The organism is Shewanella hanedai (assembly GCF_007197645.1).
In the GTDB taxonomy this organism is placed as follows: domain Bacteria; phylum Pseudomonadota; class Gammaproteobacteria; order Enterobacterales; family Shewanellaceae; genus Shewanella; species Shewanella hanedai.
In genome coordinates, this window is record NZ_VKGK01000005.1 from 33,760 (window position 1) to 58,880 (window position 25,121).

At 43.4% G+C, this 25,121-nt stretch carries 22 protein-coding genes; 14 read left to right on the forward strand and 8 right to left on the reverse strand.

Going from position 1 to position 25,121, the window contains the following annotated elements; translation table 11 throughout:
• The first annotated feature begins 229 nt into the window (after positions 1–229).
• From yegD to FN961_RS05750, 3 genes are all read left to right on the forward strand, one after another.
• Positions 230–1,603 (forward strand): molecular chaperone, encoded by a 1,374-nt coding sequence (gene yegD, locus FN961_RS05740; protein WP_143563601.1) that lies wholly within the window; start codon positions 230–232, stop codon positions 1,601–1,603.
• Between the two features lie 67 nt (positions 1,604–1,670).
• Positions 1,671–2,165: a CreA family protein gene (locus FN961_RS05745; RefSeq protein WP_143563602.1), complete on the forward strand. Its 495-nt coding sequence runs from the start codon at positions 1,671–1,673 to the stop codon at positions 2,163–2,165.
• Positions 2,166–2,231: 66 nt separating this feature from the next.
• The gene (locus FN961_RS05750) at positions 2,232–2,753 is read left to right on the forward strand and encodes a P-loop NTPase family protein (RefSeq protein WP_143563603.1); all 522 of its coding nucleotides are present in this window, start codon (positions 2,232–2,234) and stop codon (positions 2,751–2,753) included.
• 65 nt (positions 2,754–2,818) lie between these two features.
• Here the strand turns inward: FN961_RS05750 and metG are convergent, their stop codons facing one another.
• Complete coding sequence (gene metG, locus FN961_RS05755) at positions 2,819–4,912, reverse strand: methionine--tRNA ligase (RefSeq protein WP_143563604.1); 2,094 nt, start codon at positions 4,910–4,912, stop codon at positions 2,819–2,821.
• 161 nt (positions 4,913–5,073) lie between these two features.
• Here metG and apbC point away from each other — a divergent pair, with 161 nt between their 5' ends.
• The 8 genes from apbC (at position 5,074) to FN961_RS05795 (ending at position 11,609) form a co-directional block, all read left to right on the forward strand.
• Complete coding sequence (apbC, locus tag FN961_RS05760; RefSeq protein WP_143563605.1) at positions 5,074–6,189, forward strand: iron-sulfur cluster carrier protein ApbC; 1,116 nt, start codon at positions 5,074–5,076, stop codon at positions 6,187–6,189.
• Positions 6,190–6,201: 12 nt separating this feature from the next.
• The gene (udk, locus tag FN961_RS05765; RefSeq protein WP_143563606.1) at positions 6,202–6,837 is read left to right on the forward strand and encodes a uridine kinase; all 636 of its coding nucleotides are present in this window, start codon (positions 6,202–6,204) and stop codon (positions 6,835–6,837) included.
• A 202-nt stretch (positions 6,838–7,039) separates the two neighbouring features.
• On the forward strand, positions 7,040–7,855 hold the full coding sequence (gene pabC / locus FN961_RS05770; protein WP_143563607.1) for an aminodeoxychorismate lyase: 816 nt from the start codon (positions 7,040–7,042) through the stop codon (positions 7,853–7,855).
• Positions 7,852–8,859 (forward strand): endolytic transglycosylase MltG, encoded by a 1,008-nt coding sequence (gene mltG, locus FN961_RS05775; RefSeq protein ID WP_143563608.1) that lies wholly within the window; start codon positions 7,852–7,854, stop codon positions 8,857–8,859. Before pabC ends, mltG begins: the two co-directional genes overlap by 4 nt.
• Positions 8,856–9,488 carry a dTMP kinase gene (gene tmk / locus FN961_RS05780; RefSeq protein ID WP_143563609.1) on the forward strand — a complete coding sequence of 211 codons (633 nt, stop codon included), beginning with the start codon at positions 8,856–8,858 and terminating at the stop codon, positions 9,486–9,488. Before mltG ends, tmk begins: the two co-directional genes overlap by 4 nt.
• Positions 9,488–10,399: a DNA polymerase III subunit delta' gene (holB, locus tag FN961_RS05785; RefSeq protein ID WP_143563610.1), complete on the forward strand. Its 912-nt coding sequence runs from the start codon at positions 9,488–9,490 to the stop codon at positions 10,397–10,399. The genes tmk and holB overlap by 1 nt, the downstream gene beginning before the upstream one ends.
• 13 nt (positions 10,400–10,412) lie before the next feature.
• Positions 10,413–10,739: a PilZ domain-containing protein gene (locus FN961_RS05790; RefSeq protein ID WP_143563611.1), complete on the forward strand. Its 327-nt coding sequence runs from the start codon at positions 10,413–10,415 to the stop codon at positions 10,737–10,739.
• A gap of 81 nt (positions 10,740–10,820) precedes the next feature.
• On the forward strand, positions 10,821–11,609 hold the full coding sequence (locus FN961_RS05795; RefSeq protein ID WP_143563612.1) for a TatD family hydrolase: 789 nt from the start codon (positions 10,821–10,823) through the stop codon (positions 11,607–11,609).
• Between the two features lie 202 nt (positions 11,610–11,811).
• On the opposite strand, the gene rsmF is transcribed toward FN961_RS05795, so the two are convergent.
• Positions 11,812–13,242, reverse strand: a complete 1,431-nt coding sequence (rsmF, locus tag FN961_RS05800; protein WP_143563613.1) for a 16S rRNA (cytosine(1407)-C(5))-methyltransferase RsmF — start codon at positions 13,240–13,242, stop codon at positions 11,812–11,814.
• A 161-nt stretch (positions 13,243–13,403) separates the two neighbouring features.
• Between rsmF and FN961_RS05805 the strand changes: the two genes are divergently transcribed.
• A complete protein-coding gene (locus FN961_RS05805; RefSeq protein ID WP_143563614.1) occupies positions 13,404–14,630 on the forward strand; it encodes a nucleoside recognition domain-containing protein in 1,227 nt (408 codons plus the stop codon).
• A 24-nt stretch (positions 14,631–14,654) separates the two neighbouring features.
• On the opposite strand, the gene FN961_RS05810 is transcribed toward FN961_RS05805, so the two are convergent.
• Both FN961_RS05810 and FN961_RS05815 read right to left on the reverse strand, forming a co-directional pair.
• Positions 14,655–15,548, reverse strand: coding sequence for a hypothetical protein (locus FN961_RS05810; protein WP_143563615.1), 894 nt, complete (start codon positions 15,546–15,548; stop codon positions 14,655–14,657).
• A gap of 245 nt (positions 15,549–15,793) precedes the next feature.
• Positions 15,794–16,165, reverse strand: coding sequence for a diacylglycerol kinase (locus FN961_RS05815; protein WP_143563616.1), 372 nt, complete (start codon positions 16,163–16,165; stop codon positions 15,794–15,796).
• A gap of 183 nt (positions 16,166–16,348) precedes the next feature.
• Here FN961_RS05815 and FN961_RS05820 point away from each other — a divergent pair, with 183 nt between their 5' ends.
• Positions 16,349–17,248, forward strand: a complete 900-nt coding sequence (locus tag FN961_RS05820) for a DNA ligase (RefSeq protein ID WP_143563617.1) — start codon at positions 16,349–16,351, stop codon at positions 17,246–17,248.
• 31 nt (positions 17,249–17,279) lie between these two features.
• Complete coding sequence (locus FN961_RS05825) at positions 17,280–17,756, forward strand: low molecular weight protein-tyrosine-phosphatase (protein ID WP_143563618.1); 477 nt, start codon at positions 17,280–17,282, stop codon at positions 17,754–17,756.
• Between the two features lie 144 nt (positions 17,757–17,900).
• Here the strand turns inward: FN961_RS05825 and ylqF are convergent, their stop codons facing one another.
• From ylqF to rne, 4 genes are all read right to left on the reverse strand, one after another.
• On the reverse strand, positions 17,901–18,839 hold the full coding sequence (gene ylqF / locus FN961_RS05830) for a ribosome biogenesis GTPase YlqF (RefSeq protein ID WP_143563619.1): 939 nt from the start codon (positions 18,837–18,839) through the stop codon (positions 17,901–17,903).
• Positions 18,840–18,944: 105 nt separating this feature from the next.
• A complete protein-coding gene (locus FN961_RS05835; RefSeq protein WP_143563620.1) occupies positions 18,945–19,784 on the reverse strand; it encodes an isopenicillin N synthase family dioxygenase in 840 nt (279 codons plus the stop codon).
• A 282-nt stretch (positions 19,785–20,066) separates the two neighbouring features.
• The gene (locus tag FN961_RS05840; RefSeq protein ID WP_143563621.1) at positions 20,067–21,623 is read right to left on the reverse strand and encodes a SulP family inorganic anion transporter; all 1,557 of its coding nucleotides are present in this window, start codon (positions 21,621–21,623) and stop codon (positions 20,067–20,069) included.
• A gap of 142 nt (positions 21,624–21,765) precedes the next feature.
• Positions 21,766–25,104, reverse strand: a complete 3,339-nt coding sequence (gene rne, locus FN961_RS05845; protein WP_143563622.1) for a ribonuclease E — start codon at positions 25,102–25,104, stop codon at positions 21,766–21,768.
• Positions 25,105–25,121: the final 17 nt, after the last annotated feature.

Here is a 25,121-nt window from a genome sequence, read left to right on the forward strand (position 1 = left end):
GTCGCCTAAATGTTGATGACTAACCAATAGGCATTTGTTCTTTTGTTGATTGATTCACCTCTATCTGCCTCTTTTCCTCTATTTTCATTTTATCCTGTCGTCATTTTGTACATCTGAACAGTGAAATTAGCCTGTTTCTCATATAGATTTGTATTACTCTGTTTACTCATTTCAATGTGTGCTATTTTGCACGACTTTTTATTTGGCAATTTCACTTTGAGGCACTTTAATGTTTGTTGGTTTTGATTATGGTAGTGCAAATTGCGCCATTGGCGTTATGGAAGAAAGTGGTGTGAGGTTACTGCCTTTGGCAGCTGGATCTAACTATTTAACGTCAACTCTCTATGCCTTAGACAGGGAGTTGATTGCTGAGGCTGTGTATCAACAGATGCCAACTGCGCTTAAAGCAGATTATGCGAAAGCGCGTGCAGGACAACTCACTCGTGCGCGTAATGCCCGCCGGGAATTAGATTTAGAGCCAAATGAACAGGCTGTTTTTGTGGGTGAACGTGCGGTTAACGCGTATTTAGAGATGCCTGAAGAGGGCTTTTATGTCCGTTCACCTAAATCTTTTTTAGGGGCGACAGGACTTAGAACTGAGCAGATTGCCCTGTTTGAAGACATTGTCACCATGATGATGTTGTATATCAAGCAGCAGGCAGAGTCCCTTGAGGGGTTAAACAGTAAAGGCGCTATCACACATGCTGTGATTGGTCGTCCGGTCAATTTCCAAGGGATAGGCGGTGAAGAGAGTAATCAGCAGGCTGAAACGATATTGCGACTTGCTGCCAAACGTGCAGGCTTTACCGATGTCGATTTTCTATTCGAACCGTTAGCTGCTGGTATGGATTTTGAAGCCAGCTTGACTGAAGACAAGATTGTGCTGGTGGTCGATGTAGGCGGTGGTACAACGGATTGCTCTGTGGTTAAGATGGGGCCATCTCATATGGAATCGAAGGAACGAAGCCAAGATTTTCTCGGTCACAGCGGCCAACGAGTTGGTGGAAACGATCTTGATATTGCCTTATCGATGAAGGCATTTATGTCACATCTAGGTCTAGGTTGTCATATGACCAATGGATTACCTGTTCCGAGTAAACCTTTCTGGAATGCGGTGGCGGTGAATGATATTAGTGCACAACGTGATTTTTCGTCACTGAACTCTCGTAAAACTATCGAAGAATTAATTAAAGAGGCGAAGCGCCCTGAGTTACTCAAACGTCTGTTGAAAGTGCAGAAAGAGCAGTTGGGTTACCGTATTGTCCGCAGTGCTGAACAGGTCAAAATCAGCTTGTCTGATACAGATACTGTAACGACAAACCTGGATTATGTTTGTCCAAATCTTGATGCCGAAGTGACCCAAGCGCTCTTTAAAGAGGCGATTGAACTGCCGAGTGCCAAAATAGAAGCTTTGATGAAACAAGCACTGGAAATGGCGGGAGTCATGCCTGATGTTATCTATGTCACTGGCGGCACAGCAAGAAGCCCAGCCATATATGATAGGATTGCCGCTATGCATCCCGAAACGCCTATTGTCGTTGGCGATCACTTTGGTAGTGTCACGGCAGGATTAACGCGTTGGGCACAAAAGGTGTTTGCTTAACCTTATTTTGAACAGTATGTTAGCTCGATAACTTTCGAGTTAACTCAGCACTTTATTAAGGATGAAGATGAAAGGTCTTAAATCAGTCACAAAGTTGTCGCTAGCCGTTTCAGTGTTATTGGGCCTTAGTGCTTGCGGTGGAGATGATGTCGGCAAAATAAGCCTAGGCATGTTCACCACCAAAGATGTGATTATCGATGCTAAGCATGATCCTAAAATCCCAGGGGTGACCTGTCACATTAGTCGCATTGAAGCTAACTTAAGTTTGGCTGATCCTTCTGATATGAGTATCTCTTGTCGTCAAACAGGGCCTATTACCGCCGCTGAAATAGCGAACATTGATAAAAGTAAAAATGGCGAGATTGTCTTTAAACAGTCACTGAGTGTGCTATTTAAAACGTTAAAAGTGCGCCGTATTTATGATGCTGACAATCAAACTTTACTCTATCTTTCTTACTCGACCAAAGAGACCAACGGTAGCCATAAGCATGCGTTATCGACTGTGCCGCTTTATGGAACCGCAGCTTGGATAAAAGGTGGAGTCCCAAAAAGAGATAACTAAGTCTTTTTTCTTTCTTGTGACTCATCAACATCGAGTTTTATATGAATAACAAGATTAGGTCAGCCGATGAAACGTGTAGTGATTATAGGTTCAAGCTGCAGCGGAAAATCAACCTTTGCGAAGCAGCTAGCTGACAAATTGGCGATGGCACATATAGAGTTGGATCAATTGCATTGGTTGCCTGATTGGGTGGAACGTCCAGATCCAGAGTTTAGAGCGTTAGTGGATAAAGCGAGTGCAGCTGAGCGTTGGGTTATCGATGGCAATTACTCTGTAGCGCGGGATATATTTTGGCCGCGTGCAACCACCATTATTTGGTTGAATCACTCTTTCCCGCTTGTGCTGTACCGTGCAGTGACTCGCTCAATCCATCGCTCATCGACTAAGAAACCCTTGTTTGCAGGAAATATTGAAACATTCAGGCATAGCTTTTTTAGCCGTGAGTCAATTATCTTTTGGGTGTTAAAAACCTTTCATACCAAGCGTGCTCGATACGTTAACTTACTAGCATCTGATGAACTTAGAGGCATCAATATCATCGAATTAAGCGGTCAAAAACAGGTGGACGCATTTTTAGATAATGTTTAACCCAGATGACAGACAATAAAAAGGCCGCTGAATGCGGCCTTTTTATTGTCTGATAGCGAAGTGGATTACTTCACTCGCATACCAGGTTGTGCACCTTCATGTGGCTCTAAGATCCATAGATCTTTATTACCAGGTCCAGCAGCAAGTACCATGCCTTCTGACATACCAAAACGCATCTTACGTGGTGCAAGATTTGCCACCATGACGGTTAGTTTGCCTTCTAGATCTTCAGGAGCATAAGCAGACTTGATGCCAGCAAAAACCTGCTTGGTCTCGCCGCCTAAATCAAGCTGAAGTTTAAGCAGCTTGTTGGCTTCGGGTACATGTTCAGCTTTTGCGATACGCGCAATACGAAGATCGATTTTTGCGAAGTCTTCAAAGCTTATCTCTGCTGAGATAGGATCGCTTTCAAGTGGGCTACGAGTATCAATCGGTGTATCTATTTGGGCTGATACACTGTCAGCTTTCGCCGCTTTCTTACCGTCAACTTGATTGGTATCAGTGGTGGCAAGTAAGTTGTCTTTCGAGGCTTCGATGATCGCTTCGATATTTTTCATATCGACACGTTGCATCAAGGCTTTGAACTTGGCAATTTCGTGACCAGCAAGATCGGCATTCAAGTTGTCCCACGTCAGTGGGAATTGTAAGAAGGCTTCAACATCATCAGCAAGCTTTGGCAGCACTGGCTTCAGGTAAGTCACCAAGATGCGGAACAAGTTAAGGGCATTCGAGCAAACCTGATGCGCTTCCTCTTGCTTAGCTTCATCTTTGATTAATTGCCATGGCGCAGCGTCAGCAACATAGGCGTTAGCGAGATCGGCAAGCGCCATGATTTCACGCATCGCTTTACCAAACTCACGATTTTCATATAACTCGGCGATCAGCGTTTGCTTGCCTAAGAATGTCTGTTCAAGAGTGGTATCGGCAACTTTAGCTAGCTTGCCATTGAAACGCTTGCTGATAAAGCCTGCAGTACGTGACGCTAGGTTAACCAATTTTCCGACGAGATCTGAATTCACGCGTTGAGCAAAATCTTCAAGGTTAAGATCGAGATCGTCAATACGATTACTTAGCTTCGCGGCATAGTAATAACGCAAATATTCAGGATCCAGATTATCAAGGTATGTACGCGCCTTGATAAACGTTCCTTTTGACTTTGACATTTTAGCGCCGTTAACCGTCACATAACCGTGAGCGTAAACACTTGTCGGCTTACGGTAACCAGCACCTTCAAGCATGGCTGGCCAGAATAAACTGTGGAAGTTAACGATATCTTTACCGATGAAGTGATACACCTCAGCGGTTGAGTCTTTAGCCCAGAAATCATCAAAATTAAGATCTTCACGTCTATCACATAGGTTTTTAAATGACCCCATGTAACCGATAGGCGCATCTAGCCACACGTAGAAGTATTTACCTGGCGCGTCAGGGATCTCAAAACCGAAGTAAGGTGCATCACGACTGATGTCCCACTGTTGCAGGCCTTGGTCAAACCATTCGCCAAGTTTATTCGCGATCTCTTCTTGAATGGCACCAGAGCGAGTCCATTCATTGAGCATGGTTTCAAATGCTGGCAGGTCGAAGAAGAAATGCTCTGAGTCCTTCATGACTGGCGTTGCGCCCGATACGGCTGATTTAGGGTTGATCAGATCCGTAGGATTATAGGTTGCACCACAGTTGTCGCAGTTATCGCCGTACTGATCTTCACTCTTACATTTAGGGCAAGTGCCTTTGACGAAGCGATCAGGAAGAAACATCGACTTTTCTGGATCAAATAGCTGCGAGATGGTGCGAGTCTTAATGTAACCAGCATCACGTAACTTGAGGTAAATTTCACTCGAAAGTTCGCGGTTCTCAACACTGTGTGTGCTGTGGAAGTTGTCAAACTGAATATTGAAATCAGCAAAATCCTGCTGATGCTCTTTGTTCACTTGAGCAATCATCTCTTCAGGCTCAATACCCATCTGTTGAGCTTTCAACATGATCGGTGTGCCATGGGCATCATCTGCACAGATATAGTGACATTCATGTCCACGAAGCTTTTGGAATCGTGACCAAATATCAGTTTGAATATATTCCAGCATATGGCCTAAGTGGATAGGTCCGTTTGCGTATGGAAGTGCGCTTGTCACTAAGATTTTACGTTGTGAATTTGCCATCTTGTCTCAAAATCAGTTAGGTGCCCAAAAAGATTGGCGTAGATACTAACCGATCCCCGTAAGAGTTTCATCAAAACATGCGCTAAGTGAGCTAAATGTACGCGAATATTATTGGCTTTTTCTGATACAATCGAGCAAATTATTTGTAGGGGGTTGCACCTTTGTCTTCAGCTTCTCAGAATTATCGTCTTAGTGACGAGCTTCTCGGCCCTGTTTTGGCCATTTTGGACGCGTATCAAGATCCGTATTTAGCACAAGGATTAGTCAGTGCTGGTTGCGTAACTAAATTATCAATCGATGGTAAACGTCTCCAATTAGGACTCTGTTACCCCTATCCCTGTATGACGCAATATCGTGACACTGTGATGGCAATAACCAAAAAACTTGCCGTACTTGATGCGATTGATGAAGTCGAATGTGAAATTGATTTTCAGCCTGCTAGTTTCTCTGCAATTGGCAGTGTTAAGCCTTTGGCCAACGTCAAGCAAGTGATTGCTGTTGCCTCTGGTAAAGGTGGTGTGGGTAAATCAACGACTGCAGTCAACTTAGCGCTTGCGTTAGCAGCTGAAGGGGCTCAAGTGGGCATTTTGGATGCGGACATCTACGGCCCATCTATTCCTATTATGCTAGGCGTGACAGATTTTAAACCTGTATCTGCAGATGGTAAAATGATGTCTGCGGCAACGGCTCACGGTATCTCGGCTCAATCTATTGGTTTTATGTTAGCCGATGATGAAGCCGCTGTATGGCGTGGTCCTATGGCAGCTGGTGCTTTGGCTCAACTGTTAAATGAGACATTGTGGCCTGATCTTGATTATTTAGTCATTGATATGCCACCGGGAACCGGTGATATTCAGTTGACCTTATCTCAAAAAGTGCCAGTGACAGGTGCTATCGTGGTGACTACTCCTCAAGATATCGCCCTTGCCGATGCCAAGAAAGGCATTAGCATGTTCCAAAAGGTCAATATTCCGGTGTTAGGCATCGTTGAAAACATGAGTTTTCATATGTGCAGCGAATGTGGACATAAAGAACATCCATTTGGTAGCCATGGTGGTAGCAAAATGGCTGAGCGTTATCACGTTCCGCTATTAGGCGAATTACCGCTGAAACTCAATATTCGTGAAGATGTCGACAAAGGTATTCCTACCGTTGTTGCTTCACCAGACAGTGAAGTTGCCGCTCTTTATCGTGAAATTGCGAGAAAAGTAGGTGCGCAACTCGCATTAACACAAGTACAATCCAGTGTATCAATTAGTATTTCAGATGAAGAATAAGGTAACATCAGCATGAACTCTCAATGTGTCATTATCGGTATCGCGGGTGCTTCTGCATCAGGTAAAAGTTTAATTGCAAAGACGATATTCGAGGAGTTGTGCCGTGATCTAGGTACTGATCAGATTGGTGTTATCGCCGAAGATGCCTATTACAGAGATCAAGGCCATCTGTCGATGGAAGAGCGAGTGTTGACCAACTATGATCACCCTAAAGCGTTAGATCATGAGTTGTTATGCCAACATCTTCGGGCACTTAAAACAGGTGAGGCTGTAGAGATACCCACTTATAGCTATAACGAACACACGCGTATGACAGACACCATTAAGATGACGCCTAAGAAAGTGATCATCTTAGAGGGTATCTTGTTGTTGACCGATCCAGCTCTTAGGGGGTTGATGGATGCAAGTGTATTTATGGATACACCGTTAGATATCTGCTTTATGCGCAGACTATCGCGTGATGTGGCAGAACGTGGCCGTACTATGGAGTCTGTTATGGCGCAATACACTGAAACGGTACGTCCTATGTTCCTTCAGTTTATTGATCCTTCAAAGCAATATGCAGATATCATCGTCCCTCGCGGTGGTAAAAACCGCATCGCGACTGATATTTTAAAAACACGAATCCAGCATCTGTTAGCTAAGTAATCTAGGTTAAAGTAACTTAGATTTAGTGCTGTCTATTTTCTTAATGATTAAGTAAATAGACAGTCACTTAGTTCGAATAAACTCAGGAGAGTACGGACAATGCGTTTAACCGATACGGAAATTGAAGCGTGTTTAGATGATGGCAAGATTATATTGTGGTAGGTGTAATAAGAGTGCCGATGGATAAGGAACTTGAGAGTTAATGACACAAGTCTGGGTTAATGGTGTTGCCGTCAAAGAGATAGATGCTCTTGATCGGGGTCTTGCATATGGCGATGGTTTGTTTGCCACCATGCGGATCGTAAATGGCGAAGTGCAGTTTTTATCAGCTCATCTTGCTAGATTAGCCCAAGGTGCGCAGCGACTAGGCTTTATTTGGCAAGTGTCAGAATCATTAACGAATCAACTGCAGCAATTAGCATCATCAAAAAGCGATGGGTGCGTTAAGTTATTGCTCAGTCGTGGTGTTGGTGGCCGCGGTTATGCGGCGCCCAATCCTTGTTTAGTCAATGAAGTGGTCTCTCTATCAGATTTACCGCAGCATTATGGCCTGTGGCAGAAAGAGGGCATTTCACTTGCTTTAAGTGACATCTTGTTAGCAAAGCAGCCTAGGCTTGCTGGCATAAAACACCTTAATCGTCTTGAGCAAGTACTGATCAAATCAGTTGAAATACCAACAGGGTTTGATGATTGGCTGGTGCTTGATGCAGAAGGTTGTGTTATTGAGTCATCGATGGCGAACTTGTTTTTTATTAAAGGAAAAACGGTGTTCACACCTGCTATCAGCCACAGCGGGGTTGCAGGGATGATGAGAGAGCAAGTGATCTATGCCCTGATTGATTTAGGTTACAATCTTGATATTAAACCGATAAACCATAATGATTTAGCTCAGTTTGAGCACTGCTTTATAACCAATAGTTTGCTTGGTCTCGTGGATATAAACCACATCGATAGCCTTTCCTATTCCAAATCGTCTTTTTCAGACACATTGAGACAAATTTTACACCTTAGCTTATGAAAAAATTAATTATAACGTTTACCGTCACTCTCTTTACTCTGTTAACGCTCGCTGCAGGTGTCAGTTTATGGACTTACAATGCAGTGACTGAATTCAGCCAGTCGACATTGAAGCTTGAACAAACTCAAGATCTTGAACTGAAAAGAGGAACCTCTTTTTACCAATTAATTAGCTTACTAGAGCAGAGGCAGTTAATTACCGATGGTTGGAAATTAAAGATTCTAGTAAAGATCTATCCGGAGTTGGCTAAGATCCGCACTGGTCTTTATGAAGTCGTTCCAGGTGAAACAGTGGCTGGTTTACTGGAAAAGCTTACTCAAGGTAAAGAGAAGGTTTTTGCGGTGACATTAGTTGAAGGTCAAAGCATTAAAGAGTGGAATGCAACACTTAAAACCCTTCCGCACAGTAAATTCTCTGCCGATGTGTTTAATGCGGTGTTAATTGAGCAAGGTGATGATTCAGGTTTGCCTGAGGGGAAGTTTTATCCGGATACGTATCATTATCAGGCCGGTGATAATATCAAATTACTCGTGACGCAAAGCTACAAGAAAATGCAGCAAGAGCTTGAAGCGGCTTGGGCGAATCGTGCAGATAATCTGCCACTTAAGTCTCCCTATGAATTACTGATCATGGCCTCTATTATCGAAAAAGAGACGGGTAAAGCCAGTGAACGTCCCTGGATCTCGGCAGTGTTTATGAATCGCCTTAATAAAAGAATGCGTTTGCAAACCGATCCCACTGTTATTTACGGGATGGGGGATTCATATAAAGGGGATATTACCTACAAGGCGCTTAGAGAAAAAACGCCATTTAACACTTATAGAATAAATGGGCTCACGCCAACGCCGATTGCTGCTCCCAGTGGTGCTGCTTTATTAGCCGCAGCGCATCCTGCAGATGTGCAATATCTTTATTTTGTTTCGAAAAATGACGGTAGCCACATTTTTTCCAAAACATTAGTCGAGCACAATCGTGCCGTGAACAAATATCAGAGAAATCGATGAACAAGCAAGTTGATAGCAAATTTATAGTCATTGAAGGTTTAGAAGGTGCAGGCAAGTCGAGCGCCATTTCATTAGTTCGAGACTTTATTGAAAAGCATACTGGCGTGGTGCCTATATGCACTCGTGAGCCGGGTGGCACGCCGCTGGCTGAACGTATTCGAGATCTCGTCAAAATAGCCGACGATACCGATCCATTGTGTGATGAAGCTGAATGCCTACTATTTTATGCCGCAAGGGCGCAATTGGTGGCTAATGTAATAAAACCTGCACTGAGTCGAGGTGAATGGGTGCTCGGTGACAGACATAATCTCTCATCTTTGGCATATCAAGGTGGAGGCAGAGGCTTAATGCCTTTAGTTGAATCAGTGAGTCGCGCGACCCTGGGGGATTTTAAACCTGATTTGACGCTTTATCTGGATATTGATCCTACACTCGGGCTTACTCGCGCTGCTAATCGTGGTGCGTTAGACAGAATAGAGGTGGAGGAGATCCAGTTTTTTGAGCGTGCGAGACAAACTTTCTTATCCTATGCTCAGCAAGATGAGTCTATTAAGGTAATCGATGCAGGTCAAAGTATGGCTGAGGTTCACAAGGATATTCTGGCACTTTTACAGGAACAGGATTGGTAATGCAGGATATTCCTTGGCTTAAACCTGTGGTTCATGATTTTTGTACACAACTTAAATCTCAGCACGTAGGGCACGCTTATCTGATTGGCGTGCATGCGGGCTATGGCGGAGAGCCATTGACGTTAGCAATGGCGAAGGCTGCATTGTGCCATACCCTTACGCAAGATGGCGCCTGTGGATTTTGTAAAGGGTGTCAGCTGGTTGAAGCAAATACTCATCCTGATCTTTATCATGTTGTAGCCGATGGCAATCAGATAAAGGTTGATCAGATCAGAGAGCTTTGTCAAAAGCTGACCTCCACGTCACAGCAAGGTGGACGCCGAGTCGCAGTGATTAGTCTGTGTGAAAAACTGAATCTTGCTGCGGCTAATGCGCTGCTTAAAACACTCGAAGAGCCAGGTAAGGATACCTTGTTGCTGCTGCAGTCAAATACCCCATCGAGACTCATGGCTACCATTAACAGTCGTTGCCAACGGGTCCATTTTCAGTCTCCTAGTATTGATGAAATTAAAGCTTGGTTAAGCCAAGGACATGAATCCGGTGCTGATGTGACTTGGTGTTTACCCGTGATGGGGGGCCCATTAGAATTGGCAAGCGCCCTGCAGGATCAACGCTATGAACACTTACTTCAGTTGAGAAAAGACTGGACTCAAAGTTTGTCCTCCGGTCACCTGTGTGCTAATTTAATGAATATAAACGACAATCAAGTTTCTGATGCAATTAAAGTTTTGTATTTAATTTTAAGGCAGAAATTAGTCAAGCAAACTCAGTTAGACGCCCTGTTGAGAGTGAAAGTTTCAGAGCTGGCAGCTAAGGTTATGAACACTTATCACAAGCTCAGTGTTATGCCGAACGTGAACTCTTTGGCGCTTTTTCAAGGGTTTATCTTAGAATATAAACAATTAACTTAAAGATAATCGATTTATGGTAGATCTCGTTGTAAATTTTGACACCTTGCATCATCTATACCGTGCATATATGCCCTTTATACAACCAGCGGGTCTATTTATTGCGACAAGTGAAAGTCATTTTCTCGGTCAAGAGCTGACCATCGCTTATCAATTGCCGGGATCAACCACTAAGTTAGATTTTAAAGGCACGGTCGTATGGATTAATCCTATCGGTGCATCTGGCGGCCGTCCGGCTGGGATTGGGGTTAAGATAATGACGGATGCTCAAACGCACAAACATCATATTGAAAACCTATTATCACGGGAGCTGGCTTCCGGCGATCAAACCTGCACCATGTAGTCATATCCTCATTTGACCTTCACTTGCTAGACTTGTATCCTTCACCTCTTTCTATTTTTCTCATCATTGCTGGATAATCACGTGCTCATCGATTCCCATTGTCATCTCGACCGTTTAAAAGCTGCGCCCGATCAACAAAGTCTTAGAGAGATTATTGCCCAGGCCAAGAGCCGTGGCGTGGATTATTTCCTCTGCGTTAATGTGCGCCAACAAGGCTTCGTTTCCATGCGTGACAAAATGGCAGAGTTTGATCAAGTCTTTTTGTCTGCCGGGGTACATCCGCTTGATGTACAAGACGGACTTAACAGATTTGAGCTTAACGAGTTTGTTAAAGAACCAAAAGTGGTCGCAATAGGTGAGACTGGGTTAGATTATTTTTACGCAAATGAGACTAAAGCTTTGCAACAAAGCTGTTTCGAGCAGCAGATTGAATTAGCGGTTGAAGTCAACAAGCCCTTGATTATTCATACTCGAGATGCACGTGAAGATACGTTAAATTTCTTAAAAAATGGCCACGCAGATAAAGTGGGTGGCGTACTGCACTGCTTTACCGAAAGCTGGGAAATGGCAAAAGCTGCCATTGATTTAGGATTCTATATTTCAGTATCGGGTATCGCTACATTTAAAAATGCGGGCGAACTCAGAACAGTGATGCGTAAAGTACCAAGAGATAGACTGCTGGTAGAAACTGATTCTCCCTATTTAGCGCCAGTGCCCCATCGAGGTAAAGAAAATCAGCCAGCCTATGTGAGAGATGTCGCTGAGTTTATTGCTGAGCTTAGAGGCGAGAGTTATGAGGAGTTGGCTGAATATACCAGCAATAACTTCTTTAACTTGTTTACTGATGCAGCCAAATTGGTCGGACGTTAAACTTCAGATAAAAAAAGACCCAAAACTATTCCAATTGTTTTGGGTCTAGGGGAATGGCTCTGATTAAAGAGCCGTGCGCTACTGGTGAGAATTTACTCTCTGGCTAATAGTGTAGCCGATGTCGTTGACTTTCCGCGTGATTACTGAACTTTTAGTCTTTGACTTTGTAACTAAATATTTTCCCCATTGTTCAATTTCTACATTAACCTTTCGTTTCTGAACTGATGATCCTGTCGCGAACCAGTTCTCTTGGGAGGCTATTTTTCAATTTTTTGCCTAGATGTTTTGCCACACCCAGAGCGCAAGCATGGTAAGTCAAGATCACTTCGCCTTGAGGCTTGCCGCCATCGGGCAGCGGAATATCTCGACCCATTAAATACTCTGTTGCCTGTAATGAGGTAAGTTCATAAGGAGTCAGGGCATTTGCTAGCGCCATAATTGCTTCATGACGTACCTTAAAGCCTTTCTTTAATCCATCCGCTAGTTTTATGCCAATACGCTGGAAGCGCATTTTACCGATTAAATCTGCCATTTTGGCAGGGAATAACCAATATTCAAGATCTCGAACCATGACTAACCCATCATGGGGGAGGGAGATATCGAAAGTGTCTTTAAAATAGCGTTGTAACTCAACTTTTACTTTGGTGCTAGCAGGCTCAAACGGAAAGTTTTTCTGCTGTTTAGGCATGGGTTTTTGGCGTTCAATATCAGCAATTTTACGAATTTTGGCGACAAAGAAGCCTTCACTATCATAAATTTGTGGCCAAACATGCAAGAAACCCTCTGAGGTGCAGGATTTCTCTGCATCAGGAAATAGCTGACTTAAAGATTGAAACTCAACTGCATCGGGAAAGCATGACATTAAGTGCTCACACACTTCCTGATTTTCAGCCCGGCTCAGAGCACAGGTTGAATAAACTAAGCTTCCACCTGTTTTAAGTGCAAGAAATGCTGATTCAATTAACGCTTTTTGAGTGTCGATAATTGAGGCGTTTTCCGCATGGCTCCAATTTTTTAGCGCTTGAGGGTCTTTTCGTATCGTACCTTCACCGCTACAGGGGGCATCGAGTAAGATGGCATCGAATTGATTGAAGAGATACTCGCCAAATACACGCGCATCGAAATGCGTTAAGGCAGTGTTAGAGACGCCCATGCGCAATACGTTTGCATGCAGTACTTTCACTCGGCTTGAAGAGTATTCATTCGCCACGATCAGGCCAGAGTTTTTCATTAACGCGGCTATCTGCGTCGTTTTTGAACCTGGGGCAGAGGCCATATCGAGTATGGTGTATTCGGTTGTGTCATCAAGATCATCAAACAGTGCAGTTGGAGGCAGCATAGAGCTGGCCTCTTGAATATAAAATAGCCCTTGGATATGTTCTATGGTGTTACCCAGCTGTATTTCACTGTCCAGGCTAACCCAAAAGCCGTCACTGCACCAAGGAATAGGATCGAGTGTCCATCCTTTAGGTTTCATCAAGTCGATAAAATCGTTAGATGAGATCTTCAACGTATTAACGCGAATAGAAGGTCGAAGAGGCTGACTGCTGTAGTGGATAAAATCATCCATCGTCAGATGAGCGGGCATATCCTTAGCAATGCTATTGATAAAATCTTGATTTAATTGAACCATAAGACTGAAACAGTTACCGAGCAGCATGTTATTTTGCGCGATTATAACATAGCATGACAGTGTGAGCGTATGAGGAGCTGCAAACAGGAGAGTTCTTGATCTCAAAACATACTCGGCTCTCATCAGTTGCAGTAAATTAACGAGTTATAAAAGGATATGATGTGTTAAATAGGGTGTGGTTATTTTTCTTTGTGACAGCGATGTTTGCTATCACGATCCAACTCTTCAATGGTCATATTGAGGTGTTATCGACATCAGTAAAGGCGTTGTTTGATAGCTCAAAACTTGCAGCTGAAATTGCACTGGGCCTGATTGGTGTGTTGTCATTGTGGATGGGCTTGATGCGAGTCGGTGAAAAAGCCGGTGTCGTAGGCTTCTTTGCAAGAATGTTTGAACCTCTATTGTCTCGGTTAATGCCAGATGTACCTAAGGGGCATCCGGCTTACGGCAGTGTCACTATGAACCTTACCGCCAATATTCTTGGACTCGATAATGCTGCCACGCCTCTTGGGTTAAAAGCGATGCAAGATCTGCAGACCTTAAACCCAGATAAAACAGTAGCTACCAACGCTCAAATTCTCTTTTTAGTGCTTAATACCTCATCTGTCACACTCGTGCCAGTTACGGTGTTTCTTTACCGCGCGCAGCAAGGAGCAGCTGCTCCTGCTGATATCTTCTTACCAATATTGTTAGCAACTACCGCTTCGACTTTGGCTGGGGTGACAATCGTATCGCTATTTCAGCGTATCTCACTGTTTAATGCCGTGGTGCTAGGTTATGGGGCGGTGATTTTTGGCTCGATAATGGCGTTAGTGTTTTACATGGGAACCTTAACCACTACAGCCATTGGCACCTTGTCGACAACGATGGGAAACGGTGTATTACTCCTGTTAGTGTTCAGCTTTATTCTGGTGGCAGGTTTACGCAAAGTGGCTGTGTATGATGAGTTTATCGTGGGTGCGAAAGAGGGGTTTGCTCAATCGATTAAGTTAATTCCGTATTTGCTCGCTATGTTATTGGCTATCGCATTATTACGTGCCTCTGGCGCGTTAGATTATCTTTTGCATATCATCTCTTTGATTGTTTCAGTGCTGGGAGGAGACACGCGTTTTGTTGACGCCTTACCGACGGCAATAATGAAACCGTTTAGTGGTTCAGGGGCGAGAGCCATGATGTTAGAAACCATGGAACATCATGGCGTGGACTCTTTTGCTGGACGCCTAGCAGCTGTTTTTCAAGGAAGTACAGAAACCACCTTTTATGTACTGGCGGTTTATTTCGGTGCGGTAGGGATTAAGAATGGCCGACATGCACTTGTTTGCGGTTTAACGGCTGACTTTGCGGGGATTATCGCGGCTATCTCCGTCTGTTACTATTTCTATGGATAAGAGATAACTGCTTATCCATTTGATTTAAAAATGGTAACTGACAGAAAGCATTGGGCCGATAAAGCTGTAATAAAGATTGTAATTGGCAACGTCTAGATTCGCCTGAGTGGCCTTTTGGGCATAATCGATATCAACTTCATAAAAATTGAATGCTGCGCTCATATGCCAATTTTCGGTTATCTCCGCTTCGACTCCTGCGCGAACATCGATTAATCCACCTTTGAGATCGTCTAGCTTGATATAAAAATATTGCGCATGGGCAGTAAATTTAAAACCGGGATAAAACTCATAATCACCATACAGTCCAACATCAGGCAGCGGGGCGGTGACACTCTCTTCTATCATTCTATTGGTTGGGGTTGCACCACAACCATCAAAAGCTTCACCATCGATACAGGCGCCAATGTTGCCCTCAAAGCCAGTTTCAATAAACATGGCGTGAAGACCAAGTGACAAGCCCAAATTGTAGTTATTCCCCTGCATAAAATTATAGCCGTAACCAATACGTGCAATATCGATATTGAGGGTAGTTTTAATTTTTGCGCCTAGCTGGATATCATAAACTTGATCATCTAGGTTAACCTGAAATGGTTTGGTGATTTGCTGAACTTCAGCGTTGCGATGAAGTTGTTTCCAATCAAAATAGACGATGTGTTTATCATTGAAATGATAAAACGCTTCGAAAAAAGGCAAAAATTGTGACTTTTCAAGTTTAAGATCTTCTTCAAAGTCGATCTGAAAGTCATTGCCTAAGATAGGATTGGTGACATCCATACTTGAATTAGAGTTCGAGTAAAACCCACCGATCCGAATAACAGTCTTACTGTCGTCGTCTTGTGAACTGATGTCTGTATCTTGAGCCCAACAAGGTGACGTCGCTAATAGACTTAATACGGAAATGCCTATTTTTTTTAGCATTAAAGCGACTCCAATCATTATTTTATTATTATAGTTTTTATAAGTTGTTGATTCTATTGGTTTGAATCTTAACTGTCGTACTATAGTATCAGACTGTGTCTGTTTGTGAATGATTTGTATCAAAAAATGTTAACTAAATTGATATTGTTGCGAGTAAGGGTTAAAGCCATACTGAGTGAGCAAATTTTGCTGGTACTCAGTATGGTTTGTCGCTTTGTGGTTTAAACGGGGAAGTAGGGGGTAAATTAAAGGTAACGTGTTCCGAGCACGACAGCCCAAGTTATTGCGCACAGAGCAAGACTCATAAAGACCGCTGCCGATGCGATATCTTTGGCTTGGCCACTTAGCACATGAATTTCATCACCAATTCGGTCGACAACCGCTTCTACCGCTGAGTTTAACAGCTCAACAATCAAAACGATAAACAGAGTTAAGATCAATAGCAGGCGCTCTACTGTGCTTATATCGACAAAAAGAGCGATAGGTAGCATTAAAAAAGCCAGTACCAGCTCTTGTCTGAATGCAGCTTCGTGGGTCCAAGCAGACTTAAGTCCCTGCATCGAAAAGCCAGTCGCTCTAAATACGCGCTTAATACCGTGGTTGTTTTCAGGTTTCATATTGGTCCAAAGTGATTTTGTTAACTGGTTTTTGTTTTTAGCTGTGAATTTTTGCAAGAGTATAACACCGTGAAAATATGAGACCAATTTCAAATAGGTTGGTTCATGTTCTACACTCATCTTTATTCAGTCATTTTCAGGTTAATGGATTTAATCTGATGACATTATACGAAGGAACGTAAAATGAAAAAGTATCTTAATCGGTTATTGGCCGTTCTCTTAGTTCTCCTTTATTCATCTCCCACCTTAGCCACCCTCCAATTAGTTGATACGACAGGCTATCGAAGTATTTCGGGTCCCAGTGTGGTGCCTTTAGAACATCAAAAACAACTTGCGACGAACGCTAAAATAGAGGGAGATATTGCTGACTACCTTGTGAGCGAAAAGTTTGATGGTGTCAGAGGCTATTGGGACGGTAAGCAGCTCTTTACCCGTACAAATAGGCTTATATCTGCTCCTAATTGGTTTACTCAGGACTTTCCTAACTACCCATTAGAAGGTGAGTTATGGATGGGAAGAGGTGCTTTTGAACAGGTGTCAGGTTTAGTGAGGCGCAAGAAGACGGTGGAGAGTGATTGGAAATCAGTTAAGTTCATGGTGTTCGACTTTCCTGAGAGCACATTGCCATTTGGGCGACGTTATCAACATTTTGCTAAAACGTTAGCCAATAAATCTGCTTATTTATCAGTTGTTGAGCAAAAGCAAGTCAGCAGTTTAGATGAACTAAATACTTGGTTTTCGCAAGTCGTCAAAGCCGGTGGGGAGGGGTTGATGCTGCACCATCAAACTTCGCTCTACATTACAGGTCGTAACAAGGACTTAATCAAATTTAAGCCATTTTTTGATGCTGAAGCGACAGTAATTAGCCATATACCGGGTAAAGGACAATTTGAGGGAATACTCGGGTCAATACTGGTTGAAACTCCAGAAGGGATCCGCTTTAAAATAGGTACCGGTTTTACGTTAGAAGAGCGGCGCAATCCACCAGAGGTTGGGGTGATGGTGACTTACAAGTATTCGGGATTAACGCAGAAAGGAACACCTAGATTTGCCAGCTTTTTGCGGGTAAGGTTGAATCAATAATTGTTAAGCTATTTTGATTGATGAGGCGTTAATGACAAAGATAAATTCAGTCTTGTTTGTCTGTATGGGCAACATCTGTCGTTCTCCTACCGCTGAAGCGGTATTTCGAGCTAAAACAGAGCAGAGCGGGCTAGTGATTGAAATCGATTCGGCAGGCACCTTGGCTTATCATCAAGGAGAGTCTCCTGATCCCAGATCGATTGCGGCAGGTGAAAAGCGCGGCTTTAGTTTTCAAGGCATGAAAGCAAGGGCGGTGATTGATGAGGACTTTTCGCACTTTGACCTCATTTTAGCTGCTGATCACAATAATTTAGCGGATCTCAAAGCCCGATGTCCTGAGCAACATCTTCATAAAATACAGCTAATGCTCAGTTTTCTAGACACGGCAGAGCCGCAAGAAGTCCCCGATCCTTACTATGGTCTTGGCAATGGTTTTGAACTTGTGTTGGATTTGATTGAACAGAGCTGTGATAACTTGATTGTTAAGCTAACAGAAAATGATGTTTGAGTGGACGGTGTATTAGAGGTTGTGGACGATTTAGGAGCATAAAAGCCAATACTCGAGTATTGGCTTTTATAATTTTGAAACAGTACTTTACTCAAACTTAGAAACCACTAACCATCTAGCTTAACGCTGAGAATTGAGCCTGTTTTACTTGTATCGTTTACCTGAACGTTTGAGCTTCTCAGCTTCATCTTTAGCTAGTTGAGCAGCCTCTTTTTTCGCTTTTAAGATGGCGACTTCTGCTTTTTCTATCTCAGCCATCTCAGGTGTTTCTAATGAGAGTAACCCCATTTTTCCTGAGCGGAACTCATGTAGCATGAGCTCTGATACTTTGTGTAGATCAATACGTCCGCCTGGTCGCAATGCGCCGCGACTACGGCCAATGGCTTCTAAAAGTTCGATATCAGTATTAGGGAGTTCTTTTAGCTTATAACGCTCTGCAATCGCTTCAGGGTACGCGTGAAGAAAATACTCAGCAGCAAACATGGCGACATCTTCATATTCCATCGCAGTATCTTTGATTGCTCCAGTGATGGCTAGGCGATAACTACTTTTATCATTATCCACTTTTGGCCATAAAATCCCAGGGGTATCAGAAAGTACAATGCCGTTTCTTAGGTTGATGCGTTGCTGAACTTTTGTTACAGCAGGCTCATTACCTGTTTTAGCAATAGTTCTACCTGCGAGCGTGTTGATGATGGTGGATTTTCCTACGTTAGGGATTCCCATGATCATGGTACGGATATCTTTTTCCATCTTGTCGCGGTTTGGCACAAACTTACGACACAATTCCGGAATTTTTTTGACCTGAGCGGCTTGTAAAGTGGTGATCGCCATCGCCTTTACACCTTGCTCACGTTCTAAATATTCAATCCAACGCTGAGTGGTTTCAGGATCGGCAAGATCTGATTTATTCAACAGTTTAATACAGGGCTTATCACCACGTAATGTCGATATGACAGGGTTTTCACTACTATAAGGGATTCTCGCATCTAGCACTTCGATAACCAGATCGACTTGAGGCATTACCTCTTCGATCTCTTTACGTGCCTTATGCATATGTCCCGGGTACCACTGAATTGCCATGTAAACGCCCTGTCTCTCAAAATCTAATGGGGGAGATTTTACCTTGTTAAGGTAAATTTTAACAAATAAAAAGCGCCTTTCAGCGCTTTTATTCGAGGGGAAGGGTTAAATAACGCCCAATTCTCTTAATCGTTCCATTAAGTAGCTATCTGCTGTGTATCTGTCAGATAAAACCACTTCAGGATTTGGGTGTAAAAACAGGGGTAACGATATGCGAGATTTTGTTTTATCAGCGCCCTCAGGGTTAATAACCCTGTGGCTTGTTGATGGATAATATCCGCCAGAAGCTTCTTGCAACATATCACCAATATTGATAATGATATTACCAAAATCACTTGGCACATCGACCCAAGATCCATCTTTAACTTGGACCTGTAATCCAGGTTCATTGGCCGCGGGTAGTACCGTGATTAAGTTGATATCTTCATGGGCAGCCGCGCGAATAGCGCCCATCTCTTCATCGCCAGACATGGGAGGGTAATGAAGTACTCTAAGTAAGGTTTTTTGGCTATTTTCAATCATCTGTGGAAGTGCAATTGAGAATTTAGCTTTCACGTCATCTGGTGCGTACGCTTCGATCCAACCAAGGAGTTCTTGAGCCAATGTATTGGCTTTTTTATAATAGGTGAGGATATTCTCGCGTAGAGAATCTGGAATGCGTCCCCAAGGGTAAACGTGAAAATACTCTTTAATATCTTTAACAGTATGTCCTTTTGCTGTTTCTGAGATCTCTGCAGGAAAGAAACCGTCTTGTGTTTCAGGTTTAAAAAGGTAATTACGCTTCTCTTCTGAGTTGAAAAACGCTTGCCACTCTACATAAATAGCCTCAACTAATGCTTTGTCGATGGGGTGGTTGCTCAACACACCAAAGCCTGTTTCTCTTAGTGATTTTACAAACTTTTCAGCACTGTCTTGTGCTAGGTAATCTATGGTTTCTAGTTTCATCTCAGTTCACTTATCGTTAGTCTTGCACTAGTTTAACGAGGCTAAAGCGGTGGGGCAAATAAGTGTGATTAAAATCACCTCTTGATTGTCCGCTACCTAGACAGATGTTGTGTATAACGATGTATAAGTTAATAATTTCAATTATATACGTGAGAACATCTGACGAAATGTTTTATTTCTATAGACATTGACCAGATGAGTTTATTGCATTGGAAGAGAAGCTGGGCAATAAAAAAGGCGAACTATAAGTTCACCTTTTATTTTTAGATTTGCATTACTAGATTAATCAAGCTTGTCATCTGCAATTTTGTAATGTGGATCTTCTATCAAGTTAACTTCAACTAAATCACCTGCTTTATGCAGTAACTTCTTACAGTCGTTGCTTAGGTATCGAAGATGCAGTTTCTTACCACTCGCGCCATAACGTTCAGCTAAAGTATCGATTGCATCGAGTGCTGAGTGATCGCATACACGAGAGTTTTGGAAATCGACAATCACATCATCAGGATCCGTATTTGAATTAAACAGGTCTAAGAAATCAGCGACTGAACCGAAGAACAGAGGGCCGTTTAATTTGTAAACTTTCCAGCCATTGGCATCTTCGCTAATTTCTACATTGATGTGCTTAGCATGTTCCCAAGCAAACACGAGGGCAGATACAATTACACCGACGAATACAGCAAAGGCTAGATCGGTAAATACAGTTACGATGGTAACGAGTACGATAACGAAAGCATCATGCTTAGGTACTTTACTCATGACCTTGAAGCTAGCCCATTCAAAGGTACCCAGTACAACCATAAACATGACACCAACAAGCGCTGCTAATGGGATCATTTCAATCAGTGCTGAACCGAAAAGAATAAAACCGAGTAGTGCTAGTGCGGCTGTTATTCCTGATAAACGTCCACGTCCACCTGAATTGATGTTGATCATTGACTGACCAATCATGGCACAACCACCCATGGCACCAAAGAAGCCGCTGGTGATGTTACCTACGCCTTGTCCGATACACTCTTTATTACCTTTACCGCGGCTATTTGTCATCTCATCGATCACGGTTAAGGTTAATAGTGATTCGATTAGGCCAACAGCTGCAAGAATAAGCGAGTAGGGAAGAATGATGTATAAAGTTTCTAAGCTGAACGAGACCGCAGGGATTGAGAAGGTCGGTAAGCTACCTGCAATTGTCGCATTCTCATCACCGCTCATTGACTTTAGAAAATCTAACACTGTACGTGTATCGAGATCTAAGAAAACGACTAATAGTGTGACTGTCACAATCGCGGCAAGTGAAGAGGGAATTGCTGTGGTTAGTTTAGGCAAAAACTGGATAATGGCCATCGTGAGTATCACAAGGCCTAGCATTAAAGTTAGTTGCTCCATAGGTAACCAACTTAAAACACCATTTGCATCCGGTGCTTGAAATTGGCCAAGTTGGGCAAGAAAAATCACAATCGCCAAACCGTTAACAAAACCAATCATCACAGGATACGGCACAATACGAATAAACTTACCCAATTTGAGCAGTCCGAATGTCACCTGAATGAGGCCTGCAAGCACAACCGCTGCAAACAAGTATTGAACTCCATGTTCAGCAACAAGCGCGACCATGACAACAGCCATAGCTCCTGTAGCACCAGAGATCATTCCTGGTCGTCCGCCAATAAGCGCAGTGATTAAGCCCATAATAAATGCAGCGTATAAACCCACCATAGGTTCAACACCTGCTACAAAAGCAAATGCCACGGCTTCCGGAACGAGAGCAAGTGCAACCGTTAACCCAGAAAGTATGTCGGCTTTACTACTAGCAGTTTTGTGACGAATAAGATCAAACATTTAGCCCCTGTTACGAGTATGTTATTTACGTTGAATAGCGGTGGCGAATACTAACAAATTATCCGCGTGATACCAATTGGTATTAAATAAAAAAGCCATGCATTTCTGCATGGCTTTTTTTGAATATAGCTAAATTAGACGGTTATGGTTTAACCATTTCAGAATTTGCTGTATTCACATTTTTAGTGACTTTGGCTGGTTGAGCATTTTCTGCAGTGCCATATTGGCGACCCATCGGGGTCGCAATATTCTCTCTGCTCTCAACAACAGGCTTGGTCATTGTAGACGTGACCATAGTGCCAAAACGACTTCCGCCAGCAGGTTTAGCTTTTACCACCTTAGGGGCTGGAGCTACGCTATCTGGCTTAGCTGAAGCGACTGGTGCTTCAGGCTTAGCCGGTGCAGCGGTAGCAGCAGAGACTGACGCTTCTACTTTAGCTGGTGCTTCAGGTTTAGCCGGAGCAGCGGTAGCAGCAGAGACAGATGCTTCAACTTTAGCTGGTGCTTCAGGTTTTGCCGGAGCAGCGGTAGCAGCAGAGACAGATGCTTCAACTTTAGCTGGAACTTCAGGTTTTGCCGGAGCAGCGGTAGCAGCAGAGACAGATGCTTCAACTTTAGCTGGTGCTTCAGGTTTAACCGGAGCAGCGGTAGCAGCAGAGACTGACGCTTCTACTTTCGCAGGTGCTTCAGGTTTAGTTGGAGCTGCAGTAGCAGCAGAGACAGATACTTCAACTTTCGCAGGTGCTTCAGGTTTAGTCGGAGCAGCGGTAGCAGTAGAGACTGACGCTTCTACTTTTACAGGTGCTTCAGCTGGAGCAGCGGCAACAGCAGATACAGATGTTTCTACTTTAGCTGGCGCTTCTGCAGTTTCAACTTGATTCATTGACGCTTTAGACTCATTTGCTTGATTTTCAACTTCAGTTTCATTGGTAATGAAAACTGGAGTTGTGTCAGCAGACGTTTCTGTTGAATCTTCATCACGACGACGGCGTTGACCTGCAGCTCTAAGATGACGTGGGCTACGACGGCTACGACGTTGACCGTCACGCGAGTCTGCGGTTTCTTTGTCTTCAGTAGCTGAACTGTCACTAGTATCTTCAAGCATGTCTTTGTTGTCAGACATGTTCTCAGTAACATCAGTTGGTACGCTGGCCACTTCTGTTGATTTGGCTTCAATAGGCTCAACTGCAACAGATTGTGTTTCAGTTACCACTGGAGAAGAATCAACTTCAGTCTTTACAACTTCAACCTCTGACACATTTTGTGAAGTTGCAATCGTTTCATCTGTGTCTGTTTTTGGCTTCGCTTTTCTAGGCTGACGCTTAGGACGAGCTTGCTTCTCTTCAGTTGCTTTAGGCTGAACTTGCTCTTGTGGAGCAGCTGTTGCTTCAGACGCAGAAGCAAGGCTTGCTTCATTCTCTACACGAACTTTACGACGCATGTTACGACGTTGACGACGCTCTCTTGCTGCCTCTTCTTTTGGCGGCTCAACAGTTTCGGCACTAGTGTTCTTAGCACTACGAGTTGGTTTAGTGTCTTGACGAGGTTGGCGTTTAGCTTGCTCATCTTTCTCTTTGTTAACCGTAGTCTCTTTACTTGAGTCCGTACTCTTGTTGCGAGTGTTACGTGGGTTACGCTCTCTTTTATCGTTAGACTGCTCTTTATCATCACGTGGACGGCGGTCATTACGACGAGTATTGCGTCGAGCATTCTTGTTCTGTGAGTTTTGCTCAGATTTCTGAGGTTTCTTAACTTCAACCTCTTTCTTCTCTTCCGCTTTAAATAGTGCACCAATGGCAGAGAAGAATTTAGCAATTAAGCCAGGTTCTGCATCTTTCTTAGGTGTTGCTTTTGCTGTTACTTCAGGAGAAGCATCTGCAGCGGTTTTTGTTGGAGCAGAGAAGCCTTTAAGTGCTGGCTCTGGCGGAGCTGTGCGCTCAAGTTTACGAGGCTCGTAAAGTTTAGCTTCAGGTTGTTCAAGTAGCTTGTAGCTTGACTCACTGATCTGATCATCTTTACGATGACGTGAAACACGGTAATCAGGAGTTGTCATGTTTGGATCAGGAATCACATAGATTTCAACATTATGACGCTGTTCAGTAATGCGGATTGCTTTACGCTTCTCGTTAAGCAAGAAGGCTGCAACATCAACTGGTACAACGGCTTCTATCTGTGATGTATTCTCTTTAATCGCTTCCTCTTCCATTAGACGCAAAATAGAAAGTGCTAGAGATTCCGTTCCACGAATAGTGCCTTGGCCATGACAGCGTGGACATAGGTGAGCGGCAGATTCTTCAAGAGAAGGACGAAGACGCTGGCGTGACATTTCCATCAAACCAAAACGAGAGATACGGCCTAACTGGACACGTGCTCTGTCGTGATGAACGGCATCACGCATTCTGTTTTCAACTTCACGTTGATGACGTACTGGCGTCATATCGATGAAGTCGATAACCACAAGACCGCCTAAATCACGTAGACGTAATTGACGAGCAATCTCATCTGCGGCTTCAAGGTTGGTATTTAATGCAGTCTCTTCGATATCTCCGCCTTTCGTTGCACGGGCAGAGTTAATATCAATAGAGGTTAAAGCTTCTGTTGGATCGATAACAATTGAACCACCAGACGGAAGGCGAACTTCACGTTGGAAAGCTGATTCAATTTGAGTTTCAATTTGGTAATGAGTGAACAGAGGAACTTCAGCTTCATATTGTTTAATGCGATCAACAAAATCAGGACGTACTAATGATACGTGCTGTTTAGCCTCTTCAAAGATACGAGGGTGATCGATAAGCACTTCGCCGACATCACGACGTAAATAGTCACGAATAGCACGAACAATAACATTGCTTTCTTGGTGAATTAAGAAAGGTGCTGGACGACTGTCAGCAGCTTCTCTAATTGCAGCCCAGTGATGCTCAAGAACCTTCAGATCCCATTTAAGCTCAGCAGAATCTTTACCTACACCAGCAGTACGAACGATTAAGCCCATGCCTTGCGGGACTTCAAGTTCAGATAGTGCAGTTTTTAGCTCTGTACGCTCATCACCTTCGATACGGCGAGAAATACCACCGGCACGTGGGTTGTTCGGCATTAAGACTAAGTAAGAACCAGCAAGGCTGATAAAGGTCGTTAACGCTGCACCTTTGTTACCACGTTCTTCTTTATCTATCTGAATAACAACTTCTTGTCCCTCTTTAACCACCTCTTTAATGTTTGGGCGGCCTTGGAAAGAGTAACCTTTAGGGAAGTATTCTCTAGCGATCTCTTTTAGGGGTAAAAAGCCGTGGCGTTCTGCTCCGTAATCGACAAACGCGGCTTCAAGGGAAGGTTCTACGCGGGTAATTTTACCTTTGTAAATGTTGGCTTTTTTCTGCTCATGACCTGGACTTTCAATATCTAGATCGTACAGTTGTTGCCCATCAACAAGGGCAACACGCAACTCTTCAGATTGAGTTGCATTAATTAACATCCGTTTCATTATGACTTAATTCTTCT